Source organism: Actinomyces glycerinitolerans (assembly GCF_900098745.1).
Taxonomy (GTDB): domain Bacteria; phylum Actinomycetota; class Actinomycetes; order Actinomycetales; family Actinomycetaceae; genus Actinomyces; species Actinomyces glycerinitolerans.
Window position 1 is genome coordinate 212,879 of the sequence record NZ_FQTT01000013.1, and the last position, 22,058, is coordinate 234,936.

18 protein-coding genes are annotated in these 22,058 nt (G+C 71.3%); 5 read left to right on the plus strand and 13 right to left on the minus strand.

What is annotated here, in order from left to right; translation table 11 throughout:
- Positions 1-91 precede the first annotated feature (91 nt).
- The gene (locus tag ACGLYG10_RS12565) at positions 92-889 is read left to right on the plus strand and encodes a D-glucuronyl C5-epimerase family protein (RefSeq protein WP_170866514.1); all 798 of its coding nucleotides are present in this window, start codon (positions 92-94) and stop codon (positions 887-889) included.
- 51 nt (positions 890-940) lie between these two features.
- Here ACGLYG10_RS12565 and ACGLYG10_RS12570 read toward each other — a convergent pair whose 3' ends face one another.
- From ACGLYG10_RS12570 to ACGLYG10_RS12600, 7 genes are all read right to left on the minus strand, one after another.
- Positions 941-2,641: an NAD(P)-binding protein gene (locus ACGLYG10_RS12570; protein ID WP_073332584.1), complete on the minus strand. Its 1,701-nt coding sequence runs from the start codon at positions 2,639-2,641 to the stop codon at positions 941-943.
- Between the two features lies 1 nt (position 2,642).
- Positions 2,643-3,770: a thiamine pyrophosphate-dependent enzyme gene (locus tag ACGLYG10_RS12575; RefSeq protein ID WP_083565899.1), complete on the minus strand. Its 1,128-nt coding sequence runs from the start codon at positions 3,768-3,770 to the stop codon at positions 2,643-2,645.
- Positions 3,767-4,975: a pyruvate ferredoxin oxidoreductase gene (gene porA / locus ACGLYG10_RS12580; protein ID WP_073332587.1), complete on the minus strand. Its 1,209-nt coding sequence runs from the start codon at positions 4,973-4,975 to the stop codon at positions 3,767-3,769. The genes ACGLYG10_RS12575 and porA overlap by 4 nt, the downstream gene beginning before the upstream one ends.
- Complete coding sequence (locus tag ACGLYG10_RS12585; protein WP_073332590.1) at positions 4,965-5,597, minus strand: 2-oxoacid:acceptor oxidoreductase family protein; 633 nt, start codon at positions 5,595-5,597, stop codon at positions 4,965-4,967. Before ACGLYG10_RS12585 ends, porA begins: the two co-directional genes overlap by 11 nt.
- A 566-nt stretch (positions 5,598-6,163) precedes the next feature.
- On the minus strand, positions 6,164-8,860 hold the full coding sequence (acnA, locus tag ACGLYG10_RS12590; protein WP_073332592.1) for an aconitate hydratase AcnA: 2,697 nt from the start codon (positions 8,858-8,860) through the stop codon (positions 6,164-6,166).
- A 202-nt stretch (positions 8,861-9,062) separates the two neighbouring features.
- Entirely contained in the window at positions 9,063-10,517 is a 1,455-nt protein-coding gene (locus tag ACGLYG10_RS12595) for a class I SAM-dependent RNA methyltransferase (RefSeq protein WP_073332594.1), read from the minus strand.
- Positions 10,514-12,610, minus strand: coding sequence for an APC family permease (locus tag ACGLYG10_RS12600; protein WP_073332597.1), 2,097 nt, complete (start codon positions 12,608-12,610; stop codon positions 10,514-10,516). Before ACGLYG10_RS12600 ends, ACGLYG10_RS12595 begins: the two co-directional genes overlap by 4 nt.
- A 101-nt stretch (positions 12,611-12,711) precedes the next feature.
- On the opposite strand from ACGLYG10_RS12600, the gene ACGLYG10_RS12605 reads away from it, so the two are divergent.
- Both ACGLYG10_RS12605 and ACGLYG10_RS12610 read left to right on the plus strand, forming a co-directional pair.
- Positions 12,712-13,377, plus strand: a complete 666-nt coding sequence (locus ACGLYG10_RS12605; protein ID WP_073332599.1) for a potassium channel family protein — start codon at positions 12,712-12,714, stop codon at positions 13,375-13,377.
- A gap of 2 nt (positions 13,378-13,379) precedes the next feature.
- The gene (locus tag ACGLYG10_RS12610) at positions 13,380-14,105 is read left to right on the plus strand and encodes a potassium channel family protein (protein WP_083565900.1); all 726 of its coding nucleotides are present in this window, start codon (positions 13,380-13,382) and stop codon (positions 14,103-14,105) included.
- Here the strand turns inward: ACGLYG10_RS12610 and ACGLYG10_RS12615 are convergent.
- Genes ACGLYG10_RS12615 through ACGLYG10_RS12630 form a run of 4 tightly spaced genes read right to left on the minus strand, consistent with a single transcriptional unit; the run spans position 14,071 to position 16,174 of the window.
- A complete protein-coding gene (locus tag ACGLYG10_RS12615; protein ID WP_073332602.1) occupies positions 14,071-14,775 on the minus strand; it encodes a DUF3159 domain-containing protein in 705 nt (234 codons plus the stop codon). The genes ACGLYG10_RS12610 and ACGLYG10_RS12615 overlap by 35 nt on opposite strands.
- Positions 14,772-15,161, minus strand: coding sequence for an OB-fold nucleic acid binding domain-containing protein (locus ACGLYG10_RS12620; RefSeq protein ID WP_210580714.1), 390 nt, complete (start codon positions 15,159-15,161; stop codon positions 14,772-14,774). The genes ACGLYG10_RS12615 and ACGLYG10_RS12620 overlap by 4 nt, the downstream gene beginning before the upstream one ends.
- Positions 15,158-15,856 carry a DUF3710 domain-containing protein gene (locus tag ACGLYG10_RS12625; RefSeq protein ID WP_073332604.1) on the minus strand — a complete coding sequence of 233 codons (699 nt, stop codon included), beginning with the start codon at positions 15,854-15,856 and terminating at the stop codon, positions 15,158-15,160. Before ACGLYG10_RS12625 ends, ACGLYG10_RS12620 begins: the two co-directional genes overlap by 4 nt.
- A 12-nt stretch (positions 15,857-15,868) precedes the next feature.
- Complete coding sequence (locus ACGLYG10_RS12630) at positions 15,869-16,174, minus strand: DUF4193 domain-containing protein (RefSeq protein WP_073332607.1); 306 nt, start codon at positions 16,172-16,174, stop codon at positions 15,869-15,871.
- A 308-nt stretch (positions 16,175-16,482) separates the two neighbouring features.
- On the opposite strand from ACGLYG10_RS12630, the gene sepH reads away from it, so the two are divergent.
- A complete protein-coding gene (sepH, locus tag ACGLYG10_RS12635) occupies positions 16,483-17,535 on the plus strand; it encodes a septation protein SepH (protein WP_073332610.1) in 1,053 nt (350 codons plus the stop codon).
- A gap of 51 nt (positions 17,536-17,586) precedes the next feature.
- Here sepH and ACGLYG10_RS12640 read toward each other — a convergent pair whose 3' ends face one another.
- Both ACGLYG10_RS12640 and ACGLYG10_RS12645 read right to left on the minus strand, forming a co-directional pair.
- Positions 17,587-18,825, minus strand: a complete 1,239-nt coding sequence (locus ACGLYG10_RS12640; RefSeq protein ID WP_073332612.1) for an alkaline phosphatase family protein — start codon at positions 18,823-18,825, stop codon at positions 17,587-17,589.
- Positions 18,822-19,424: a DUF5998 family protein gene (locus ACGLYG10_RS12645; RefSeq protein WP_073332615.1), complete on the minus strand. Its 603-nt coding sequence runs from the start codon at positions 19,422-19,424 to the stop codon at positions 18,822-18,824. The genes ACGLYG10_RS12640 and ACGLYG10_RS12645 overlap by 4 nt, the downstream gene beginning before the upstream one ends.
- Positions 19,425-19,505: 81 nt before the next feature.
- Between ACGLYG10_RS12645 and ACGLYG10_RS12650 the strand changes: the two genes are divergently transcribed.
- Positions 19,506-22,049: a DNA gyrase/topoisomerase IV subunit A gene (locus ACGLYG10_RS12650; RefSeq protein ID WP_073332616.1), complete on the plus strand. Its 2,544-nt coding sequence runs from the start codon at positions 19,506-19,508 to the stop codon at positions 22,047-22,049.
- Positions 22,050-22,058: the final 9 nt, after the last annotated feature.

Below are 22,058 nucleotides of genomic sequence, written 5' to 3' on the forward strand. Positions count from 1 at the left end.
AACACCACCGGCTCTCGGGGAGACTTATTCAATTGACCTGACCGGGGTATACGATCCTTTCGGACTCAACCCGAGCATTATCGACAAATATGTGCCTTTAGATAACGGCACCGACGGACCGCAGGTCAATGCTCAGGGCGCCCTGGTGGTTTCGTTCGAAGACGTTGGCGACGACGTGTACCACCCAACCTCGTACTGCTGGTATGCGCTGCGGGCGCTGAGCGCCTACGACCTCACCGGAAACGAGGAGTACTGGAGGCGTTCCGTCGCCACCGCGCAACGACTACTCGACGGTGCCGACATCGACGGTGAACAATGTTGGCTGCCGTACCCCTTCGACTACGCTCCGCACGGAGACTCCACAATCACTCTACATGCGCCCTGGTACTCAGGCATGGCGCAGGGTATGGCGCTGGCCCTGTGCACACGACTGGCCAGGCGCGCATCGGACCAGAACTTGAGCACCAGCGCCGAGCAGATCCGTAACTCATTCTTCGCTTCCACGGACGGCCCCCATGTCACCGTCACAGACTCGGAGGGATTGACCTGGCTTGAGGAATACTCGGGAGACGCAAATCCGCTGTACGTGATAAACGGACACATTTACGCCATGCTGGGATTGGCGCAGTACGCTCAATACACTAACGACGCAGATGTCATCAACCTGTTCTCCCGAGCCGCGGATACACTTAAAGCCACCTTCACACGCTGGCGGGTACCCGGCGGCATCTCATATTACTGCGCTTCCGACTACTGTAAAAACGCCGACTGGACGCCCGAAAGCTATCACCGCGGTGTCGCCCGACTGCTACAAACCCTGGCGACCATCACCGGCGACGCTGAATTCAGAACCATGGGACTTCAACTGGACGCGGATTACTCCGCGTGACTCGGTGGTGGAACGGCGGCGCCGCCGTTCCACCACCGAGTCAGACCGCCTTCAGCTCAGCTCCGGCACCATCTCGATAGCGCCGCAGGGGCACTCCTCCACGCAGATACCGCAGCCCTTGCAGTAGTCGTAGTTGAAGGCGTAGCGCTTGCCGGGCTCCAGCTTGATCACGGCGTTGTCCGGGCACACCCCGAAGCAGTTGTCGCACTCGAAGCAGTTGCCGCAGCTCATGCAGCGCCGTGCCTCGAACAGGGCGTCATCCGCGCTGAGTCCCTGGACCACCTCGTCAAAGGTCTGGGAGCGGCGGGCCCCTTCCAGGCGCTCGCGCACCTGCTGGGGCGCGTCGGAGTAGTACCAGGAGTTGATGGCGCCGATGTCGGCCAGCCGATGGCGCTCCGGGTGCTGGTAGACCTCGCCGCGCAGGTAGGCGTCAATGGCGCGGGCGGCCTGCTTGCCATGTCCGATGCCGACCGTGACTGTGCGCTGGGAGGGCACCATGTCACCGCCGGCGAACAGTCCCGGGTGGCCGGTCATGAACTGGTCATCGACCTGCACCACGCCGTCCTCGATCGTCAAGCCCTCCACCCCGTCGACCAGGCCCAGGTCGGATTCCTGTCCCAGGGCGAGGACCAGGGAGTCGGCCTCCAGGTCCTCGAACTGACCGGTGGGCTGGGGGAAGCCGGTCTCGTCCAACTCCATCTTCTCGATGCGCAGCTTGCCCGCGTCGGCGTGCTGGACGGTGGACAGCCACCGCATCTGGATGCCCTCTTCCAGCGCCTCAACCACTTCGGAGTCGTGGGCGGGCATGCGGTCGCGGGTGCGCCGATAGACGATGATCGCCTCCTCGGCGCCCAGGCGCTTGGCGGTGCGGGCGGCGTCAAGGGCCGTGTTGCCGCCGCCGTAAACCACCACGCGCCGCCCCAGCATGAGCTGGTCGGCGGCGTCGTCGCCGGCCTCGCGGTCGTCCTCCACGTCCTTGAGCAGGGTGACGGCGTCGAGGATGCGGGCGGCCTCACCGGCCGGAATGTAGGTGCGCCGCCCGACCTGGGCGCCGATGGCCAGGAACACGGCGTCGAACTCGCCGGAGTCCAGTTCGGAGGTGATGTTGTCGACCTTGCTGTTCAGGACGAAGTGGACCCCCATGCCCTCGATGCGGGCGATCTCGGCGTCGAGCACGTCGCGAGGAAGACGGTAGGCGGGGATGCCGTACCGCATCATCCCGCCCGCCTTGGGGGCGGCGTCGCGGACGGTGACGGCGTGGCCGCGCCGGCGCAGCTGGTAGGCGGCGCTGAGCCCGGCCGGGCCGGCCCCGACCACCAGCACGTGCTTACCGGTATCCGGCGCGCACGGGTCGGGCTGCCACCCCTGACGCAGCGCCTCGTCGCCCAGGAACCGCTCGACGGCGTTAATGCCGACGGCCTCATCCACCTTGCCGCGGTTGCAGGCGGTCTGGCAGGGGTGGTAGCACACGCGGCCCATGACGGCGGGCAGCGGGTTGTCCTGCATGAGTGTGCGCCAGGCCCGCTCGTAGGAGCCGTCCTCGGCGTCATAGAGCCATTTCTGAATGTTCTCCCCGGCGGGGCAGGCGTCGTTGCAGGGCGGGAGGAAGTCGCGGTAGACCGGGCGCTCCACCCTCCAGGCGCCGGTCTTGTTCGCCAGGGAGGAGGCCGTGGCCAGGGTGACGGCGAAGGGACGGACCTTCCCGGCGCCGCCCCCGGCGGGCGCGGCTTCAGGAGCAGAAATAGTGGTCATGTCAGTCCTCCTTGGGGGCGTCGTTGAGGTCCGCGCGTGCCCCCAGGGTGGAGGTGGCGCCGGTGGCCTCGTCGTTCAGGACGGGTACCGCGTCGGGATGCCCCAGCAGGCCGTAGCGACGAATGTTGCGGTCGGCGAGGGCCTGGAGACGGCCGATCGTCTGCTCATCCTTGGTGGGGCGGAACAGGTGCGCGAAGCGGCGCTGGAGCACCAGGTAGTCCTCCACCGGCACCTGGCGGCGGATGGGACTGACCCCGGTGACCTCGCCGTGCTCGGCCTCGAAGACCGGGAAGAGCCCCGACTCCACGGCCAGTCGGGCGATGCGCACGGTGTGAGAGGACTTCGCCCCCCAACCCAGGGGGCAGGGCACCAGCACGTGGATGTAGCGCGGACCGTGCAGGCCCATCGCGTAGGTGACCTTGCGTTCCAGATCGTGCAGGTCCGCGACGGTGGCCGTGGCCACGTAGGGGATCTCATGGGCCATGGCGATGCGGGGCACGTCCTTGCCCTGGCCGAACACGTTGCCCGGGGCGTCCCCCACCGCCTGCGTGGTGGCGGTGCGGGCCGCCGGCGGGGTGGCGCCCGAGCGCTGGACCCCGGTGTTCATGTAGGCCTCGTTGTCGTAGCAGACGTACAGGACGTCGTCGCCGCGCTCGAACATGCCGGAAAGGCAGCCGAAGCCGATGTCGACGGTGCCGCCGTCGCCGCCCTGGGCGACCACGCGGATGTCGTCACGCCCCTTGGCCCTCAGCCCCGCGGCCACGCCGGTGGCCACGGCGGGTGCGTTGCCGAACAGGGAGTGCAGCCAGGGCAGGCGCCAGGCGGACTCGGGGTAGGGCGAGGAGAAGACCTCAAGGCAGCCGGTGGCGTTGACGGTGACCAGGCTGCCTCCGGCCCGCTCGGCCGCCGCCGTGGCGGCGTCGAGCACGTAGCGGGCTCCCAGCGCCTCCCCGCAGCCCTGGCAGGCGCGGTGCCCGGAGGTGAGCGTGTTGTTCCGCTCCCGGCTGGACTGGAGGGAACGGACCTCCGGCAGGAGCCGGTTGCCGACGGCGAAGGAGCCGACCTGGTAGAAACGGGTTCGTCCGCCCGACTGCTGTGGTGCGGTGGTGACGGTGGTCGACGTCGTCATGATGCTGCTCCTTCCGTGCGGGGGCCGACGGCCGCCAGGTGGGCGGCAACGGTGGCTTCATCCAGGTCCAAGAACTCCAGTGGGGCGAGCTCGCCGCGGTCGGCGCGGCGCAGCACCTCCACCAGGGAGGCCGAGGTGATGTCGCGGCCTCCCAGGCCCGCGGCGACCGTGGTCAGGGTGACCTCGCCGGCGCGGTTCCAAAGGACGCGGCGCAGGTCCTCCTCGACGATGCCGCCGCGTCCCAGGGAGAAGGCGCGCTCCAGGCTCACCACCCGCTTGGCCCCGGCCAGCGCGCGCGCCATGGCGGCCTCCGGGAAGGGCCGGAAGGAGGTCAGTGTCACCAGGCCCACCGGCACGCCGTCGTCCCGCAGGGCGTCGACGGCGTCCTTGAGCGTACCGGTGACCGAGCCCAGGGCCACCACCACGGTTTCGGCTCCCTCGGTGCGATAGGTGTGCAGGAGGCCACCGGACTGCCTGCCGAAGGCCGCGGCGAACTCCCGGCCCACGCGCTCAACCACCTCAACGGCCGCCTGCTGCTTGCGGTGCGCCAGGTAGCGGACCTCGGTGAAGGCCTCGGGCCCCACCATGGCGCCGATGGTGACGGGATCCTCCGGGTCGAGCGTCTGGACGGGCTGGAACGGGGGCAGGAAGGCGTCCACCTGCTCCTGCTCGGGAACGTCCACGCGTTCGACGGCGTGGGTGAGGACGAAGCCGTCCATGCAGACCATGACCGGCAGGCTCAGCTCCTCGGCGATGCGGAAGGCCTGAACGTGCAGGTCGGCGGCCTCCTGGTTGTCCGCGGCGAAGAGCTGCAGCCAGCCGCTCTCGCGCTGACTCATGGTGTCGGACTGATCGTTCCAAATGTTGATGGGACCGCCGATGGCCCGGTTCGCCACGGTCATGACGATGGGCAGCCCCAGGCCGGAGGCGTTGTAAACCGCCTCCACCATGTACAGCAGGCCCTGGGAGGCGGTGGCCGTGTAGGCGCGGGCACCCACGGCGCTGGCGCCGATGGCAACGGACTGGGCGGCGAACTCGGACTCGACGTTGATGTACTCGCAGTCCAACTCGCCCACCTTGACCAGCCGCGATAGCTCCTCAACGATGTGCGTCTGGGGCGAGATGGGGTAGGCGCACACCACATCCGGACGGCAGGTGGCGACGGCTGCCGCCACCGCCTTCGATCCCTCAATCTCACGCAGCACCGGCGTCCTCCTCCTGATCGTGGTTGGTCCCGGTCTGGGACTCGGAGACGTTGCCGGCGAGCTTGTCCGCAACGATCTTGTGGGCGGCCCGGGCGGCGGCAATGTTTCGCTCACCGACCTTTCCCGGGAAGCGGTCTGCAATGGCGGCGCACACGGCCTCGATGCCGAGTACGTCGGTTACGGCGGTGAATGCCCCGAGCAGGACGGCGTTGGGCAGGGGCCGTCCCAGGTGCTCCATGGCCAGGTCCGTGGCCGGCACGGTCAGGCGGTGCTCCGGGGGAACGGCGGCCACCGTGGCCGGGTCCAGGTCAAAGCTGTCAAAGGGCTTGGCGGAGTTGATGAGCGCATAGCCCCCCGGGCGCAGACCGGCGAAGACATCGATGGCACCCAACAGGGTGGGATCTTGGATGATGACGGCATCCGGGGTGAGGACGGGCTCGTGGGCGCGGATCGGGCGGGTGTCGATCCGGCAGTAGGAAACCACCGGCGCTCCCGTGCGCTCAGAGCCGAAGGACGGGAAAGCCTGGGCGTAGCGGTCCTCCTTGAAGGCTGCATACGCCAACAGGTCGGACGCAGTGACTACCCCTTGGCCACCCCGACCGTGGATACGGATCTGGAACATTTGGCCTCCTTGCCCGGTGCCTGTTCGGCGCCGCGTTCGCTCAGATCCGACTTTAGGACGCCGTGTCGGATTCGTGAGCGCGCTCATATACGGCGATCCACCGGAACGCGGATTTGTCCGCACAATTAGGAGCGTTGAGCGGAGCTGCGCAGCCGCCCCTCGCCCGGGCCCGCGCACGCCGTCGCCACGGTCCCGACGCGCGCGGCGCACCCACCGCGGCCACGGCCGCGGCCGCGCAATTTCGCCATTCTTCCAGCCTGTTCCGAGACTCCATGCAGTCCGGCCCGGCGGCCCGTGCGCGGCCTGAACAGACGCGGCGGACCGCACCTGCGAGGCTGCATTCGGGCCGAGTCGCCACAGCCGGAAACGTCTGCGTTCAGCTCCCCCGACTCGCGCAAACCACGGGCGGGGGACCCGCCGCAAAAGCCGCGTGACCGCACCAAAAAGGCAACTTAGCCTTTCCGTAATTTCCGAGTGCGAGGTCGCGCCCCGCGCCCGGCGAACCGAGCTCACGCACGGGGCCGTCCAGGGTCACCTCCACCCGCAGGCCTCCGCGCGAAGGCTCGCTACCGCTGCTCGCCGCGGGCCAGCCCGCGCAGCACGTACTGCAGAATCCCGCCGTTGCGGAAGTAGTCCGCCTCCCCGGGAGTGTCGATGCGTACGGTCGCCTCGAACGTGACCTGCTCGCCGTCGTCCCGCCGGGCGGTGACCGTGACCGTGCGGGGGGTGACGCCGTCGTTGAGGGCGGTCAGCCCGGTGATGGAGAAGGTCTCGGTGCCGTCCAGGCCCAGTGAGGCCGCCGACTGGCCGACGGGGAACTGCAGCGGCGCCACGCCCATGCCGATCAGGTTGGAGCGGTGAATACGCTCGAAGGACTCGGCGATGACCGCCTTGACCCCCAGCAGGGCCGTGCCCTTGGCCGCCCAGTCGCGCGAGGAGCCGGAGCCGTACTCCTTACCGCCCAGCACCACCAGCGGCACGCCCGCGGCCTGGTAGGCCTGGGAGGCGTCGAAGATCGACTCGGTCTGGCCGGTGAGGAAGTTGCGGGTGTATCCGCCCTCCACGCCGTCGAGCAGCTGGTTGCGCAGGCGGATGTTGGCGAAGGTGCCGCGGATCATGACCTCGTGGTTGCCGCGGCGCGAACCGTAGGAGTTGAAGTCCTTGCGCGCCACCCCACGGGCGGCCAGGTAGCGGCCCGCCGGGGAGTCGGCCTTGATGGCGCCTGCCGGGGAAATGTGGTCGGTGGTGACCGAGTCGCCCAGCAGGGCGAGCACGCGGGCTCCGGTCACGTCCTCCACGGGGGTCAGCTCCATGGTCAGGCCGTCGAAGAAGGGGGCCTTGCGCACGTAGGTGGAGTCCTCGTCCCAGGTGAAGGTCTCACCCTCCGGGGTGTCCAGACCCTGCCAGCGCGCATCGCCGGCGAACACGTCGGCGTAGTCGCGCGTGTACATCTCCCGGTCGATGGTGGCGTCGATGACGGCCTGCACCTCGGTGGGGTCGGGCCAGATGTCGGCGAGGAACACGTCCCGGCCCTCGCCGTCCTGGCCCAGCGGCTCGGTGGCGAAGTCGAAGTCCATGGTGCCGGCCAGGGCGTAGGCGATCACCAGCGGCGGGGACGCCAGGTAGTTCATCTTCACGTCGGGGTTGATGCGCCCCTCGAAGTTGCGGTTGCCGGACAGCACCGACACGACGGTGAGGTCGGCATCATTCACCGCGGCCGACACCTCGGCGGGCAGCGGCCCGGAGTTGCCGATGCAGGTGGCGCAGCCGTAGCCGACCAGGTTGAAGCCGAGCTCGTTCAGGGCGGGCCACAGCCCGGCCTTCTCGTAGTAGTCGGTGACCACCTGGGAGCCGGGGGCGGTGGAGGTCTTCACCCACGGCTTGGAGCGCAGTCCCTTGGCAACGGCGTTGCGGGCCAGCAGCCCGGCCGCCACCATCACCGACGGGTTGGAGGTGTTGGTGCAGGAGGTGATCGAGGCGATGGCGACGTGGCCGTGGTCGAGGGTGACCTGCGTGCCGTCCGCGAGCGCGACCGGCGTGGGCTTGTGCGGCTCGGCGGCATACGTCGGCAGGGTCTTCTCGAAGGCGGCCTTCGAGTCGGACAGCTCGATGCGGTCCTGCGGCCGCTTGGGGCCGGCGATGGAGGGCACCACGGTGGACAGGTCCAGCTCCAAGTACTCGGAGTAGACGGCCTGTCGGGACGGGTCGTGCCACAGGCCCTGCGCCTTGGTGTACTCCTCCACCAGGCGGATGTTCTCCTCGGAGCGGCCGGTCAGGCGCAGGTAGTCCAGGGTGACGTCGTCGATGGGGAAGATGGCGGCGGTGGAGCCGAACTCGGGGCTCATGTTGCCGATGGTGGCGCGGTTGGCCAGCGGCACCGCGGCCACGCCCTCGCCGTAGAACTCCACGATCTTGCCGACCACGCCGTGTGCGCGCAGCATCTGGGTGATGGTGAGCACCACGTCCGTGGCGGTGGCCCCGGCGGGAATGGCGCCGGAGAGTTTGAAGCCGACCACGCGCGGGATCAGCATGGACACGGGCTGGCCGAGCATGGCGGCCTCCGCCTCGATGCCGCCCACGCCCCAGCCGAGCACGCCCAGGCCGTTGACCATGGTGGTGTGGGAGTCGGTGCCCACGCAGGTGTCCGGGTAGGCCTGGGTGACGGGGGCGCCGTCGGCCCCGGCGGTCTGGCGGGTGAAGACGGTGCGGGCCAAATGCTCGATGTTGACTTGGTGGACGATGCCGGTGCCCGGCGGGACCACGCGGAAGTTCGCCAGGGCGCCCTGTCCCCAGCGCAGGAACTGGTAGCGCTCGGCGTTGCGCTCGTACTCGCGCTCCTTGTTGTGCTCCAGGGAGCTGGGCAGGCCGAAGGAGTCGATCTGCACGGAGTGGTCGATGACCATCTCCGCGGGGGCCAGCGGGTTGATGACCTCCGGGTCGCCGCCCAGCTCGGCCACGGCCTCGCGCATGGTGGCCAGGTCGACGATGCAGGGCACGCCGGTGAAGTCCTGCATGATCACCCGCGCCGGGGTGAACTGAATCTCGGTGTCCGGCTCGGCCGCGGGGTCCCAAGAGGCGAGCGCGCGCACGTGGTCGGCGGTGACATTGGCGCCGTCCTCGGTGCGCAGCAGGTTCTCCGCCAGGACCTTCAGGGCGTAGGGCAGGCGGTCCAGGCCGTCGACGGCGTCGAGCCGGAAGATCTCGTAGGGGCGGCCGTCCACGTCGAGGGTGGCGCGGGAGTGGAAGGTGTCAAGACTCGTCAAGTTCGTTCCTGTTCATCCTGGTGCGCTGGCGCGCAGGGGCGGCTGGACCGCACGCGGCTGGTGGTCTGCCGGCCACGTTAGCGGATACGGCGTCATTCGGTGTCAACCCGGAGAGCCCCGCCGTGCGTGCGCCGCCGCATACGCCACGCGCGGCTTACGAAAACGGCGGTCGGCGCCCGCACGCGGCGGGGGCCCGCACCGGTCAGCCGCGTTCCAGCACCGCGATGGTCTCGAAGTGGTGGGTGTGGGGGAACATGTCCAGGGCGCTTATCGCGGCCGGCCGGTAGCCGGCGCGCAGGAAGGTCCCCAGGTCGCGGGCCAGTGCGGCCGGGTCGCAGGCGACCAGCACCACCCGGCTCGGGTTCAGGGCGGCGACGGCCTGGATCACCTCGCGACCGGCGCCGCGGCGGGGCGGGTCGAGTACGACGACGTCGGCGCCGCCGGCGTTCTCGAAGCGGCCCAGTTGGGCCACCGCCGCGGGGGTGACGCGCCCCACCGACAGCTGGGCGCCGTCGTAGTCGTGCAGGGTACGGCGGGCGTCGCCGACGGCGCGCGCATCGCCCTCCAGGGAGTGGACCTGTCCGGTCAGGGCTACCAGCGGCAGGGTGAACAGGCCGGCCCCGGAGTACAGCTCGAGCACGCGGGTGCCGGCCGTGCGCGCGGCGTCCAGCGGTTCGTCGCCGGGCCGGGTGCCGGCGGCCGTCGGGGTCTCGGCGAGGACGGCGCGCACCACCCGGTCGACGAGTACGGTCGGCGCCTCGCGGTGTGCCTGCCAGAAGCCGTCGGCGTGCACCGAGTAGTGCAGCCGTCCCAGGCCCAGGCCGGTGGCGTCCACCGCCTCGCCGACGCGGCGGCGGCCGGTGGAGTGGCCGGCGGCGGTGAGCACGGTGGGGGCCTGCCCGGGGGCGTCCGGGTCCTCCAGCAGCACCAGCGGATCGCCGTCCGAGGGGGCGACGGCGGTAATGCGCATGCCGGGGCGGAAGTGCTTGCGCCACAGGGCCCGCTCGGTCAGTCCGAGGTCCTGGATGGCCTGCACCGCCAACGGCAGGGAATGCACGGGCAGGACGGTGCCGCTGCGGAAGGCGTGCATGCCGGCCGCGCCGGCGTCGGTGACGGCGAGCGACACGCGCGTGCGGGTGCCGGCGCCGGCGCGCTCGCGCACCCGCGGGTTCGGGTCCGCTTCGGCCGCCGCGTCGCCGGGCATTGGCTCAACCGATACGGCTCCCCCCGCGGTGCCGGGCAGGGCGGTCACGGCGTCCACGACTTCTGCTCCGCCGATGCGGCGCAGGCAGTCGGCCAGCACCCAGCGCTTCCAGGTGCGCTGGGCGGGCAGGGCCACGTGGGACAGTTCGCCGCCGCCCACGCCCCCGGGGCCGGCGTCCTGCCACAGGGGACGCACCCGGTCGGGGGAGGCGGTCAGTACCTCCACGGCGTCGGCCCGCCAAATCTTGGAGTTCTTCTCCGTTATCACCGCCCGCACGGTTTCCCCAGGCAGGGCGTGGCGGACGAAGATGACCCGGCCGGAGGGGTCGTCCACGGGACGGGCGACGCAGTGGCCGCCGTGGGCGGGGGCGCCGACGGCGAGCGTGACGTACTCGGGTGTGGCGGGTGCGGGGGCGGGTCGCCGGGGCGGGGCACTGCGGCGGTGGGGGCTCATGCGTTCTCCTGCGTCTTCGAGTGTTCGGGCGAGGTGGGGGACTCCAGGGTGGTCAGCCGGTTGGCGTGCGCATGGCGGGTGGCCTCGTCGGCGTCCGCGATGCCGCGCGGGGTCGCGAACCGCATGCCGTGGCGGATGTGAGTTTCACCGGGAAGGCCCAGCTGCCACGGCACTGAGGCGACCACGACGCCCGGGGTGAACAGCAGGGCGGTCTTCAGGCGCAGCGCCGTCTGATTGTGCAGGGCCTGTTCCCACCAGTGCCGTACCAGATACTCGGGCAGGAAGACCACCACCAGGTCGCGGGGGGATTCACGCCGCACGCTGCGCACGTAGGAGATGATGGGGCGGGTGATGTCCCGGAACGGGGAGTCGAGCACCGTCAGCGGCACCGGCAGCTCGGCGTCCTCCCAGTCGCCCAGGAGCCGTTCGGCGGCGCCGTCACCGGTGTCGACGGTGACGGCCTCGATGGAGGTCGGTTGGGTGGACAGGGCGTAGGTCAGGGCGCGCAGGGTGGGCCGGTGCAGGCGGGAGGCGAGGACGATGGCGTGCACGTGTGCCGGCAGCAGGCGCGCGTCGTGCAGGTCGGAGATGGCGATCTCCTCGGCCACGCGGCGGTAGTGCCGACGGATGGCGTTCATGACCAGGTAGAGGACCGCCATGACGCTCAGCGTGATCCAGGCACCGCGGGTGAATTTGGTCAGCAGGACGATCACCAGCACGATGCCGGTACCGACCACGCCGATGCTGTTGACGATGCGGGAGCGGCGCATGCGCCGGCGGGCGCCGGGGTCGGTGGCGGTGGCCAGTTCCCGGTTCCAGTGGCGCACCATGCCGATCTGGGAGAGCGTGAAGGAGATGAACACGCCCACGATGTACAGCTGGATCAGCCGGTTGGTGTTGGCCTGGAAGCCGACGATGAAGGCGATGGCGCCGGCCCACAGGACGATGATCCCGTTGGAGTAGGCCAGCCGGTCGCCGCGCTGGGACAGTTGGCGGGGCAGGAACTCGTCGCGGCCGAGCACGCTGGCCAGCACCGGGAAGCCGTTGAAGGCCGTGTTGGCTGCCAGCACCAGGATCAGACCGGTGACCACGGTGACCAGGTAGAACATGGGCAGGAAGCGGGCGAACACGGTCGCGGCGATCTGCCCGATCACCGGATCCTGGTGGTAGCCCGTGCCCAGTGGCACGCCGTCGTCGAGCAGCTCGGTGGCGGGGTTCTCCACCATGTGCACGCCGACGGCACCGGCCAGATGCACCACGCTCATGAGCATGGCGGCGGCGATGATGCCCAGCAGCAGCAGAGTGGTGGCGGCGTTCTTGGACTTGGGCCGACGGAAGCTGGGCACGCCGTTGGAGATGGCCTCAACACCGGTCAGGGCGGCGCAGCCGGAGGAGAAGGCCCGCAGGATCAGGAAGGCGCCGGCCAGGCCCGTCAGGCCCTGGTCCCAGCCGGACTGGGCAACCACCTCATAGCCGGCCGACGGCGCCTGCCCGAGGGTGCCGGTGAGCTCCTGGATGAAGCCGACCACGGCCATGACCCCGACCGCCCCCATGTACAGGTAGGTGGGCAGGGCGAAGGCGCCGCCGGACTCGCGGCTGCCGCGCAGGTTGATCAGAGCCAGCAGGGTGACGATGCCCACCGCGATCTCCACCTTGTAGGCGGCCAGCGCGGGGACGGCGGCGACCAGGTAGCCGGTGCCGGAGGAGATGGACACGGCGACGGTGAGCACGTAGTCACTCAGCAGGGCGGAGGCGACCAGCAGGCCGGCCCGGTGGCCGAGGTTGGTGGAGACCACCTCGTAGTCACCACCGCCGGAGGGGTAGGCGTGGACGGTCTGCCGGTAGGAGGCGACCACCACCACGAGCACACCCACCACGGCCAGGGCGATCCAGGGCGACAGGGCGGTAGCGGCCAGGCCCGCCGCCGCCAGGGTGACGAGGATCTCGTCGGGGGCGTAGCCGACGCTCGAGAGGGCGTCGGAGGCGAACACCGGTAGGGCGATCCGTTTGGGGAGGAGGGTCTCCCCCAGGGCCCGGCTGGGCACCGGACGACCGACGAGAAGCCGCTTGACGCGGTCGGCGAAGTCACGCACGGACGACGATGCTACGTCCGCCTCCCGCCCGGGCCAAGCCTCCCGCCCGGGCCAAGCCTCCCGCCCACCGGGGCCCACGTCGACGGAGTACCGTTCCCCTCGTGCACTTCGTCATCATGGGCTGCGGCCGGGTGGGGGCCTCCATGGCCTCGCAACTGGACCGCATGGGACATTCGGTGGCCATCATCGACCGGAACTCCGACGCCTTCAGGCGGCTGCCGGCCGACTTCAATGGTCGTAAGGTCAAGGGCATCGGCTTCGACCGGGACGCGTTGGAGCAGGCGGGCATCGACGAGGCCTACGCCTTCGCCGCCGTGTCCAATGGGGACAACTCCAATATCATCGCCGCCCGCGTGGCCCGCGAGCTGTTCGGCGTCGAGCATGTGGTCGCCCGCATCTATGACCCCACTCGCGCCGACGTGTACGAGCGGCTAGGCATTCCCACCGTGGCGACGGTGCGGCAGACGGCCGAGCACATGATGCGACACGTGCTTCCCGGCGGGACGGCGCGGGAGTTCATGGACCCGTCCGGCGCCGCCGGGCTGGTCCAGCCCGACATCTCCCCCGCCTGGGTGGGCACCACGGTCGGCTCCCTGGAGGAGCGGCTCGAGGTGCGGGTGGCCTGGATCTCCCGCGGCTCCGGGGTCGTCATCCCACAGGCGGGAACCATCATCCAGGAGCACGATCGCCTGCACCTGGCGGCCACCACCCAGCAGCTGCCGGCCATGCAGCGCGCCCTGTCCCGTCCGCCCGCCCAGGAGGTTTGAGCGTGAAGATTCTCATTGCCGGAGCCGGCTCGGTGGGCCGCTCGATCGCCCGCGAACTGATCAGCCACGGCCACCACGTCACCTTGATGGACCGTGCCCCCGACGCCATGCGCATCGCCTCCGTGCCGGAGGCGGACTGGCAGCTGGCGGACGCCTGTGACCCGGGTTCTCTGGCCGACGCGGGCGCCGGCGATTGCGACGTCGTCGTCTCCGCCACCGGGGATGACAAGGTCAACCTGGTGGTCTCCCTGCTGGCCAAGACCGAGTACGGGGTGCCGCGCACGGTCGCAAGGGTGAACAACCCGAAGAACGAGTGGCTGTTCGACGACACCTGGGGTGTGGACGTGGCGGTCTCCACCCCGCGCATCATGACGGCCCTGGTGGAGGAGGCGGTCAGCGTCGGCTCGTTGGTGCCGGTGTTCACCTTCCACCAGTCCGGCGCCATCATGCACGAGTTGACGCTGCCGGACGACTCCCCCGTCATCGGCGAGCTGGTCAGCGACGTTGAGCTGCCGCCGCACACGGTGCTGGCGGCGATCCTGCGCGATTACCGGCCGATCCGGCCGGGACGCGACGACCGCTTCGAGCGGGGCGACGAGCTGCTGTTCCTCACCGCCCGGGCGGGTGAGGCGGCGCTGAGCGAGGTGCCGGCCATCTTCACCACCATCGACGAGCCGGTGGCCGAGCCCGACGTCAACGCTGAGGGTGGGGCTGCGGAACTGGCCTGAGCGTCGGGTTGACGATCAGCCAGACGAACCACAGGGTCAGGGCGAACAGGGGCAGGCCGAGCAGGAGCCGGGCCACGCCGAGGGCGCCCACGGCCGCCTCACCGGCCAGGTATAGGGGCAGTTCCACCGCCAGGCGCAGGGCGAACATGGCCGCCAGGATGCCGGTGCCGACCGCGTAGCGGCGGCGCGCGTCGGCGGCGGCGGGCCGGGACTCGCCGGCGGCGGGCCGGGACTCGCCGGCGGCGGCGTGCCAGGCGTCCAGCAGCAGCCCGACCAGGGGGCGGCGCACCAGCAGCGAGCCGCCGGTGACCGCCAGCCAGCAGGCGTTGATGACCAGTCCGGTGGCGTAGAAGTTCGTGGCGCTGCCCGAGCGCCACGCCCACAGGGCGCTGACGACGGCCAGGGCGGCACCGCCGAGCACCTGGGTGAGCCTCTGGCGGGCGCACAGCCGGGCCACCAGGGCGACGGCGCTGACCGCCAGGGAGGCTAGCAGGGCCGGCGCGAGGGCGTGGGGGCGCGCGGCGAGTACGCAGACGAACACCAGGGTGGGGGCGGCGGATTCCAGGATGCCGCGCCAGCCGCCGACCGCGGCGGCGGCGTCGAAGCGGTCGGTGTCCAGGGCGCCGAGCCCGCTGCGGGTGGCCGGGTCGGTGTCGGGCCGCTCACTCATGCGTCCTGCCCGAGGAGCTCGTACACGGGGTTGTAGATGCTGGGGCGGCTGTGGCCGGCCACCACCATGCCCTCGGCGCGCAGGTGGGTGCCCGGAGCGATACCGGCGATGGCGCGTCGACCGATCCAGATCAGATCCACCGAACCGGTGCCGTCGAACAGCCGGCCCACCAGCACGGGCTTGGCGGAGGCGGGCCGGTAGGTGACGGCGCGCAGCACGCCGGACACGCAGGCACGCCGACGGGGCGTCAGGTCCCTGATGAGAGTCGTGCCGCGCCGGGAGGCGGAGTCCTGCTCGTCGGCGGCGGCCAAGTCCTCGCGGCTGGCGCGTAGGGAGCGCACCCGGTCGGTCAGACGGCTTCTGAGCGAGCGGGCGGGTCGACTCACCGGACCTCCGCAATGGTCGGGCCGGGCTGCAGCGGATCCAGGCCCGGTAGATCCTCGGCTTCCGGCGCCTTCGTGACGCCGGGGGCGTGCAGGGGCAGGATCTCGCGTGGAGGCCGGGCGGCGCCGTCCCGCACCACGACGGTGTTGGCGAATACCTCGCGCAGGGGGCGGGCGGCGTCGGCGTCGGTGGCTGCGGGCCCCTGGAGGACGCCGCGCAGGAACCAGCGCGGCCCGTCCACGCCAATGAAGCGGGCGGCGACGGTGGCGGCCCGCCCCTCGGGGGTGCGCACGGGCACCTGGGCGAGGATCTCGGTGCCCCACTCGCCGTCGACCACCTCATAGGTGGCCTTCGCGCGGGACAGTTCGGCGGTGATGTCGGCGCGCAGCTCCTCCCAGATGCCGGCGGTGCGGGGGGCGGCGAAGGCGCGCAGCTCCAGGGTCGACCCGCCCAGGATGAGGACCGCGGCGGATGCGTCCGCATCCCGACCGGCGCGCTCCATCCGGATCTGCATGCCGTCGACGGCGGGCACGCGCAGGGCGCCCAGGTCGATGCGGCCGGCGGGGGCGGAGTCGGCGGGAACGGCGTCGACATCCCAAGGTCCGGTGCCGGCCTCCACCGGCTCCTCCGGAACGGACTCCTCCTGGGCGGCTGCCTCGCCTCCGGCGTCGTGGTGACGGCGGGAGAACAGGCCCATCAGTACCTCCTATCAGCCGGCGCAGTCCGTGCACACGGGCAGGCCGGTCTTGTCATCGACGTAGGCGAGCGAACTGCGGTGGTGCACCAGGAAGCACTCCGAGCAGGTGAACTCGTCCTCCAGCTGGGGGACGACATGCACGCTCAATTCCTCCCGGGACAGGTCGGCTCCGGGAAGTTCAAAGCCCTCGGCGACTTCGTTCTCGTCCTCCTCAATCGCCTCCGAGGACTGGTCCTTCTGACGAGCCGTGAGCTCCTCGATGGAGTCCGCTTCGGGCTCGTCGTCGTTCTTGCGCGGGGCGTCGTAGTCGGTTGCCATAGCCTCGTCACTTTCTGTTGTGGACGGCTCTGCCTAGGGCTCCCGGGCAGCGTCGGGCTGCCGGGAACGGCTCCCGCTCAATGAACGTGCGCCGCCCCAGGGAGCCAGGGCACGCGCACCATAGCACCAGGCGGCGGCGGCGGGAACCGGCTGATCGGGCCAGCAGCAGCGGCTGTGGGCGAACAGGCGGCGGCTGGTGGATGCCACGCGGCCCCGCCTCCCGGACACGGGGCGGCTTAGATGGCACGCTGAGCCCTGTGCGGCCCGCCCGCCTCGGGCCGCGGGGGACTGTAAGGAGGCCCACGTAAATGATCGAACTCGAGCTGCTGGGCGCCAACGGCGACACCATCGTCATGACCGACGCACGCGGTGAGCGCTACAGCATCGTCGTCGACGACGCACTGCGGGCCGCGGTCAGACGCGCGCGCCCCGCGGCCACGGCCCCCACTCCGCCTCCGCCCTCCCCCGGCCAGACCGTCCGCCCCCGGGAGCTGCAGGCACTCATGCGCGCCGGCGCGAGTGCGGAGGAGGTCGCCTCCGCCACCGGACTGGACGTCGAGCACGTGCGCCGCTTCGAGGGGCCGGTCATCGCCGAACGCCTGTGGGCGGTGCAGCAGGCGCAGGCCTGCCGCATCGGCTGGGAGAAGGACTCCCCCGTGCTGGGCGAGCTGGCCGTGGACCGGCTGGCCACGCGCGGCGTCGAACCGGACAGCCTCGAGTGGGATGCGCTGCGCGAGGGACGCGAGCCATGGCAGATCATCCTTACCTTCGTGCAGGGCGCGCAGGCGAAGCGGGCGCGCTGGGAGCTGGACCTGACGGCCCGCTCCGTGTCGGCCCTGGACGACGAGGCCCGTTGGCTGACGGAGGCCGGAACCGGACGCCGACCGGCCGTCTTCGACCAGGACTCCGCCGCACCGGGCGCGGCCTCCCCGGCGTCGGCGCGTACCCCGGCCGCGGCCCCGGAGCCGCCGGCAGACTCCACCGAGGCGCTGCTGGCGGACCTGGCCTCCAACCGTGGCCGCCGAATCGAGACGCAGGCCCCCGAGGAGGATGACACCACCGCGGCGCAATCAGAGAGCCCGGCACCGGACACTCCCGCCCAGGGGCAGGCGCAGGTGGTCTCCATGTCGGAGCGGCGCCGCGCCCACACCGGCAACCATCCGGCGGGCAGCCGACTGCACGCCGCCCCCACGGCCCCCACTCCGAAGCAGGCGGAGTCCAGTGACGCCTCCGGTGACGCTGCCGCCACTCAGGACGCCCTCCCGGAGATGCCGGCGGCGCCCGCGCCCAAGCCCAAGCGGCGTTCCCGCCGGTCGGTGCCCTCCTGGGATGAGATCGTCTTCGGCGCCAAACCGGAGTAACCGTCCGCACTCCCCCAACAGGGGCGCGTGCCCGCCCCGGGCCTCCAGATTTCAGGCCCGAGCCAGCAGGAGCGGCACCGTCATTTCGGTGTCCGTAAGGGAGCCGTGCACGCCCGGCATGGCGATTGCGCTCTCGGAGTGGACGCGCGGGTCGACCACCACCCAGTTGTCGGCCATGGCCACCAGCACGTCCCCCAGGACGCTTTCGGCGCGCTCCCCCACCGGGCCCAGCAGGCCGGCGGCCTCCCGGCGAGTACCCACCCACGCGGCCCGCTCCCCCAGCACGCTGCGCCAGCGGTCGGCGACCGCCGCGGCCGCCTCCGGGTCGGAGTGCGGCACGTACAGCTGAGTGAAGCGCGGCTCCCCGGCGACCGCGACCACGTCACGCGCCAGGGCGGGGTGCGCGGTCAGGTCGAGGCGGTGCGCGGCGTCGGTGTCCACCATGCCGTGATCCGCGGTCAGCAGCACGCGGGTGCCCGTGGGCACGCGTCGCAGCAACTCCGCCATGGTGGCGTCCAGTCGTTCGAGCTGACGCAGCCACTGTTGTGAGCGCCAGCCGTGGCGGTGGCCGGCATGATCGAGTTCGCCCACGTACAGGTACACCAGGGGCACGCCGCGCTCCAGGGCGCCGGCGGCGAGCGCGGGCCGGTCCTCCATGCGGTCGGCGCCCAGGTGCGCCGGGCCGCGCAGGGCCGCCTCGGTCAGCCCCGACCCGGCGAAACGGGCCGGGCCGATGGTGACGGCGAGCGAGGTGGGCCCGGCGGCGCGCGGGCCGGCGGCGAGGCGCTCGAACACGGTGGGCACGTCCTGCCAGCGGCGCGGGTCGGGGGCGGTGCCCTCCCAGGTGATCAGGCACAGGTTCTGGGCGGCGTCCGGGGTGGTGTCACCGGGCAGGTCGCGGCCCACGCGCGGGTTGAGCACGCTGTAGCCGACCATGCCGGTGACCCCGGGCAGCGCGCCGGTGCCCAAAGTGGTCAGTGCGGCGGCCGTGGTCGAGGGGGCACAGGTGCGGGCGACGCCCCCACCGGGGGTGGATTCGGCGTCGCCCAGCCAGGCACGCAGGGTGGGGGCGTGTCCGCGACGCTCCTGGAGCTGCCGCCACCCGAGTCCGTCGACGAGGACGACGACGACCCCTGCGCGGGTGTCGGCGTCTGGATTGGCCAATCCCCAATCGGTGGCGGCGGACAGGGCCTCGGGGGCGGTGATCGCCCCCGGTGGTCCCGCCTGCAGCGTCAGCCCGGCGCCGACGGCGGCAGCGGCCAGTACCTGGCGCAGCTGTGGAGTGCTCATGCGTGTGCCGCCGCCCGGGCGGTGGCGGCGGACAGGACCCGGGCGAAGTGTTCGGCGCGGGCCAGGGCCTCGTCGCCCTCGACGCCGGCGGCCACACGCACCACGATGTCGTCGGGGACGGACACGCCGGTCAGGCCGTGGTCGGCCTGGCATTCGGGGTCACCGCAGGCGGCGGGCTCCAGGTCGATGCGGCGCACCGAGCCCCAGGCCAGGGCGAGGGTCATTTCCGTGAGCCGGCCCCCGCCGTTGGCCGGCTCGGACACGCCGCGAGTCAGGCCCACGGAGTTGATGCGGGACACGGGCACGGCCTCGCTGGTGGCCAGAGCCCCGGGCAGGCCGTCCTCGCGGGGGGCGTCGTCCACATGGACGATAACCAGGCGGGTGGAGGTCAGGGCCAGAACGGTCAGGTGCCGGTGGACGGCGTCGTCGAACACGGTCTCGGCCTGCACCAGGTCCGCGAGGATCTCCTCCCCCGCGACGGCCGTGTTCAGGGTGCCGAGCACGAGTTCTGGGTAGTAGCCGGCGCGGGTGACTTCGTCGACCAACGACATCGGGGTGGGGGCCTCATCCCCGGGGCGAGCCTGTGCAGTCCACGTCATGGGGCAGATCATGCCATTGTTGCCGCCGCACCCGGGTGTCGTTGCCCCCTTGGCGAAGCCGCGGCGGGCCACAATGCGACTATGCCGAAGTCCGCCCCGCCGACGCCCCCGCCCACCGACCATCTCATCGTCGAGCAGGACCTGCCCACGGAGATGCGCACCTCCTTCCTGGAGTACGCCTACTCCGTCATCTACGCGCGCGCCCTGCCGGATGCCCGGGACGGGCTCAAGCCGGTACAGCGGCGCATCCTGTTCCAGATGGACCGGATGGGACTGCGCCCGGACCGGCCGCACGTGAAGTCCTCCCGCGTGGTCGGCGACGTCATGGGGCGGCTGCACCCGCACGGGGACGTGGCCATTTATGAGGCGCTGGTGCGGCTGGCGCAGCCCTTCACCATGCGACTGCCGCTGGTGGACGGGCACGGCAACTTCGGCTCCCTGGACGACGGCCCCGCCGCGCCCCGCTATACGGAGGCGCGGCTGGCCGCACCCGCCCTGTCGCTCACGGCGGACATCGACGAGGACACGGTCGATTTCGCCCCCAACTACGACTACACCCTCACCGAGCCGGAGGTGCTGCCGGCGGCCTTCCCGAACCTGCTGGTCAACGGCGCCTCCGGCATCGCGGTGGGCATGGCCACCAATATGCCGCCGCACAACCTCACCGAGGTGGTGGCGGCGGCCCGGCACCTGCTGGCGCATCCGGACGCCACCCTGGAGGAGCTGATGGCCTTCGTGCCGGGGCCGGATCTTCCGGCCGGCGGCATGATCGTGGGCCTGGACGGGATCCGGGAGGCCTACCGCACCGGCCGCGGCAAGTTCTCCACCCGCGCCACGGCCCGCATTGAGAACATCACCGCCCGCAAGAAGGGCATTGTGATCACCGAGCTGCCCTACCTGGTGGGGCCGGAGAAGGTGATCGCCCGCATCAAGGAGACGGTGTCCTCCAAGAAGCTGCAGGGCATCACCGACGTCGCGGACCTGACCGACCGCAAGCACGGCACCCGGCTGGTGATCGGGGTCAAGAACGGCTACAACCCCGAGGCGGTGCTGGCGCAGCTGTACCGGCACACGCCGCTGGAGGACTCCTTCGGCATCAACAACGTGTGCCTGGTGGACGGCCAGCCGCGCACGCTCGGCCTGCGGGAGCTGCTGGACGTATTCGTCCGCCACCGTTTGACGGTGGTGGAGCGGCGCACCCGGTTCCGCCTGGGCAAGCGACGCGAGCGCCAGCACCTGGTGGAGGGCCTGCTGATCGCGATCGTCGACATCGACGAGGTCATTCAGGTGATCCGCTCCAGCGAGGACGCGGCCACGGCCCGCCGGCGCCTGATGCAGGTGTTCGACCTGTCCGAGCCGCAGGCCAACTACATCCTGGAGCTGCAGCTGCGGCGCCTGACCAAGTTCTCCGTGATCGAGCTGGAGAAGGAGCGCGACGAGCTGGCGGCCGAGATCGCCGAGCTGGAGGCGATTTTGAACGATGAGTCGCTGCTGCGTGACACCGTGTCCCGCGAGCTGGCGGCGGTGGCGGAAGAGTTCGGCACGCCGCGGCGCACCGTGCTGCTGGAGGCAGCCGGGACGGGCGCGGGGGCGCTGAACGGCGGCGTGGGCGCGCCCGGTGGTGCCGGCGCCGGCGCCTCGCAGGCCATGCGACAGGCCGCCGCGGTCAGCCTGATGGCCGGGACCGGGGAGGTGCCGTTGACGGTGCCGGATGACCCGTGTCGGGTGCTGCTGTCTGCCACCGGGCTGGTGGCCCGTGTGGGTGGGGCGGAGCCGGTGCCGCGCTCGGGCGGGCGGCAGCGCCATGACGCCCTCGTCTCCCAGGTGGCGACGACGGCGCGCGGGCACGTCGGTGCGATCACCGATACGGGTCGGCTGGTGCGCATGGAGGTGCTGTCCACCCCGGAGGTGCCGCGCCTGGAGGGGGCGCCGTCGCTGGCCGGCGGGCAGCCCGCGCGGCTGCTGGCGGATGTCGAGCCGGACGAGCGGATCGTGGGCCTGGTGCCCATCGGCTCCCCCGGAGATACGTCTGGCACCCCGATTGTGCTGGCCACCGCCGGCGGCGTGGTTAAGCGGGTGAAGCCGGGGAGCGAACCCAAGCACGGCGATGCCTGGGAGGTGATCGCACTGGCCGACGGCGACCGGGTGGTCTTCGCCGGGGCGGCCGCGGACTCCGACATGCTGGTGCTGGTGACTTCCGATGCCCGCCTGCTGCGCTTCGAGGCGGCCAAGGTGCGCCCGCAGGGGCGCGGTGCCGGCGGCATGGCGGGGGTGGCCCTGCACGAGGGTGCTCGCGTCGTCGCCGGAGCATCCGTGCCCGTCGACCTGCTGGCCGAGGCCGTGGTGGTCACAGTCGCGGACGGCGCGGGGGCGCTGCCTGGGACCGGTTCCGGTAGTGTCAAGGTGACCCCGCTGGACCGTTACCCGGCCAAGGGCCGGGCGACCGGGGGCGTGCGTGCGCAGCGCTTCCTGCGCGGCGAGGATCAACTGGTGCTCGCCTGGGTGGGGGTCGGTCCGGCCCGGGCCGTGGGCAGTGGCGGCCAGCCGGTCGACCTGCCGGACCCCGACGAGCGTCGGGACGCCTCCGGCACTCCCCTATCCGCGCCCATTGCCGGGATCGGCTGAGCGGCATCC

Coding starts and splice junctions, on each gene's coding strand:
- ACGLYG10_RS12570 (WP_073332584.1), bottom strand. CDS start 2,641: ATGACCACTATTTCTGCTCCTGAAGCCGCGCCCGCCGGGGGCGGCGCC.
- ACGLYG10_RS12575 (WP_083565899.1), bottom strand. CDS start 3,770: ATGACGACGTCGACCACCGTCACCACCGCACCACAGCAGTCGGGCGGA.
- ACGLYG10_RS12585 (WP_073332590.1), bottom strand. CDS start 5,597: ATGTTCCAGATCCGTATCCACGGTCGGGGTGGCCAAGGGGTAGTCACT.
- ACGLYG10_RS12595 (WP_073332594.1), bottom strand. CDS start 10,517: ATGAGCCCCCACCGCCGCAGTGCCCCGCCCCGGCGACCCGCCCCCGCA.
- ACGLYG10_RS12615 (WP_073332602.1), bottom strand. CDS start 14,775: ATGAGTGAGCGGCCCGACACCGACCCGGCCACCCGCAGCGGGCTCGGC.
- ACGLYG10_RS12625 (WP_073332604.1), bottom strand. CDS start 15,856: ATGGGCCTGTTCTCCCGCCGTCACCACGACGCCGGAGGCGAGGCAGCC.
- ACGLYG10_RS12630 (WP_073332607.1), bottom strand. CDS start 16,174: ATGGCAACCGACTACGACGCCCCGCGCAAGAACGACGACGAGCCCGAA.
- sepH (WP_073332610.1), top strand. CDS start 16,483: ATGATCGAACTCGAGCTGCTGGGCGCCAACGGCGACACCATCGTCATG.
- ACGLYG10_RS12640 (WP_073332612.1), bottom strand. CDS start 18,825: ATGAGCACTCCACAGCTGCGCCAGGTACTGGCCGCTGCCGCCGTCGGC.
- ACGLYG10_RS12645 (WP_073332615.1), bottom strand. CDS start 19,424: ATGACGTGGACTGCACAGGCTCGCCCCGGGGATGAGGCCCCCACCCCG.
- ACGLYG10_RS12650 (WP_073332616.1), top strand. CDS start 19,506: ATGCCGAAGTCCGCCCCGCCGACGCCCCCGCCCACCGACCATCTCATC.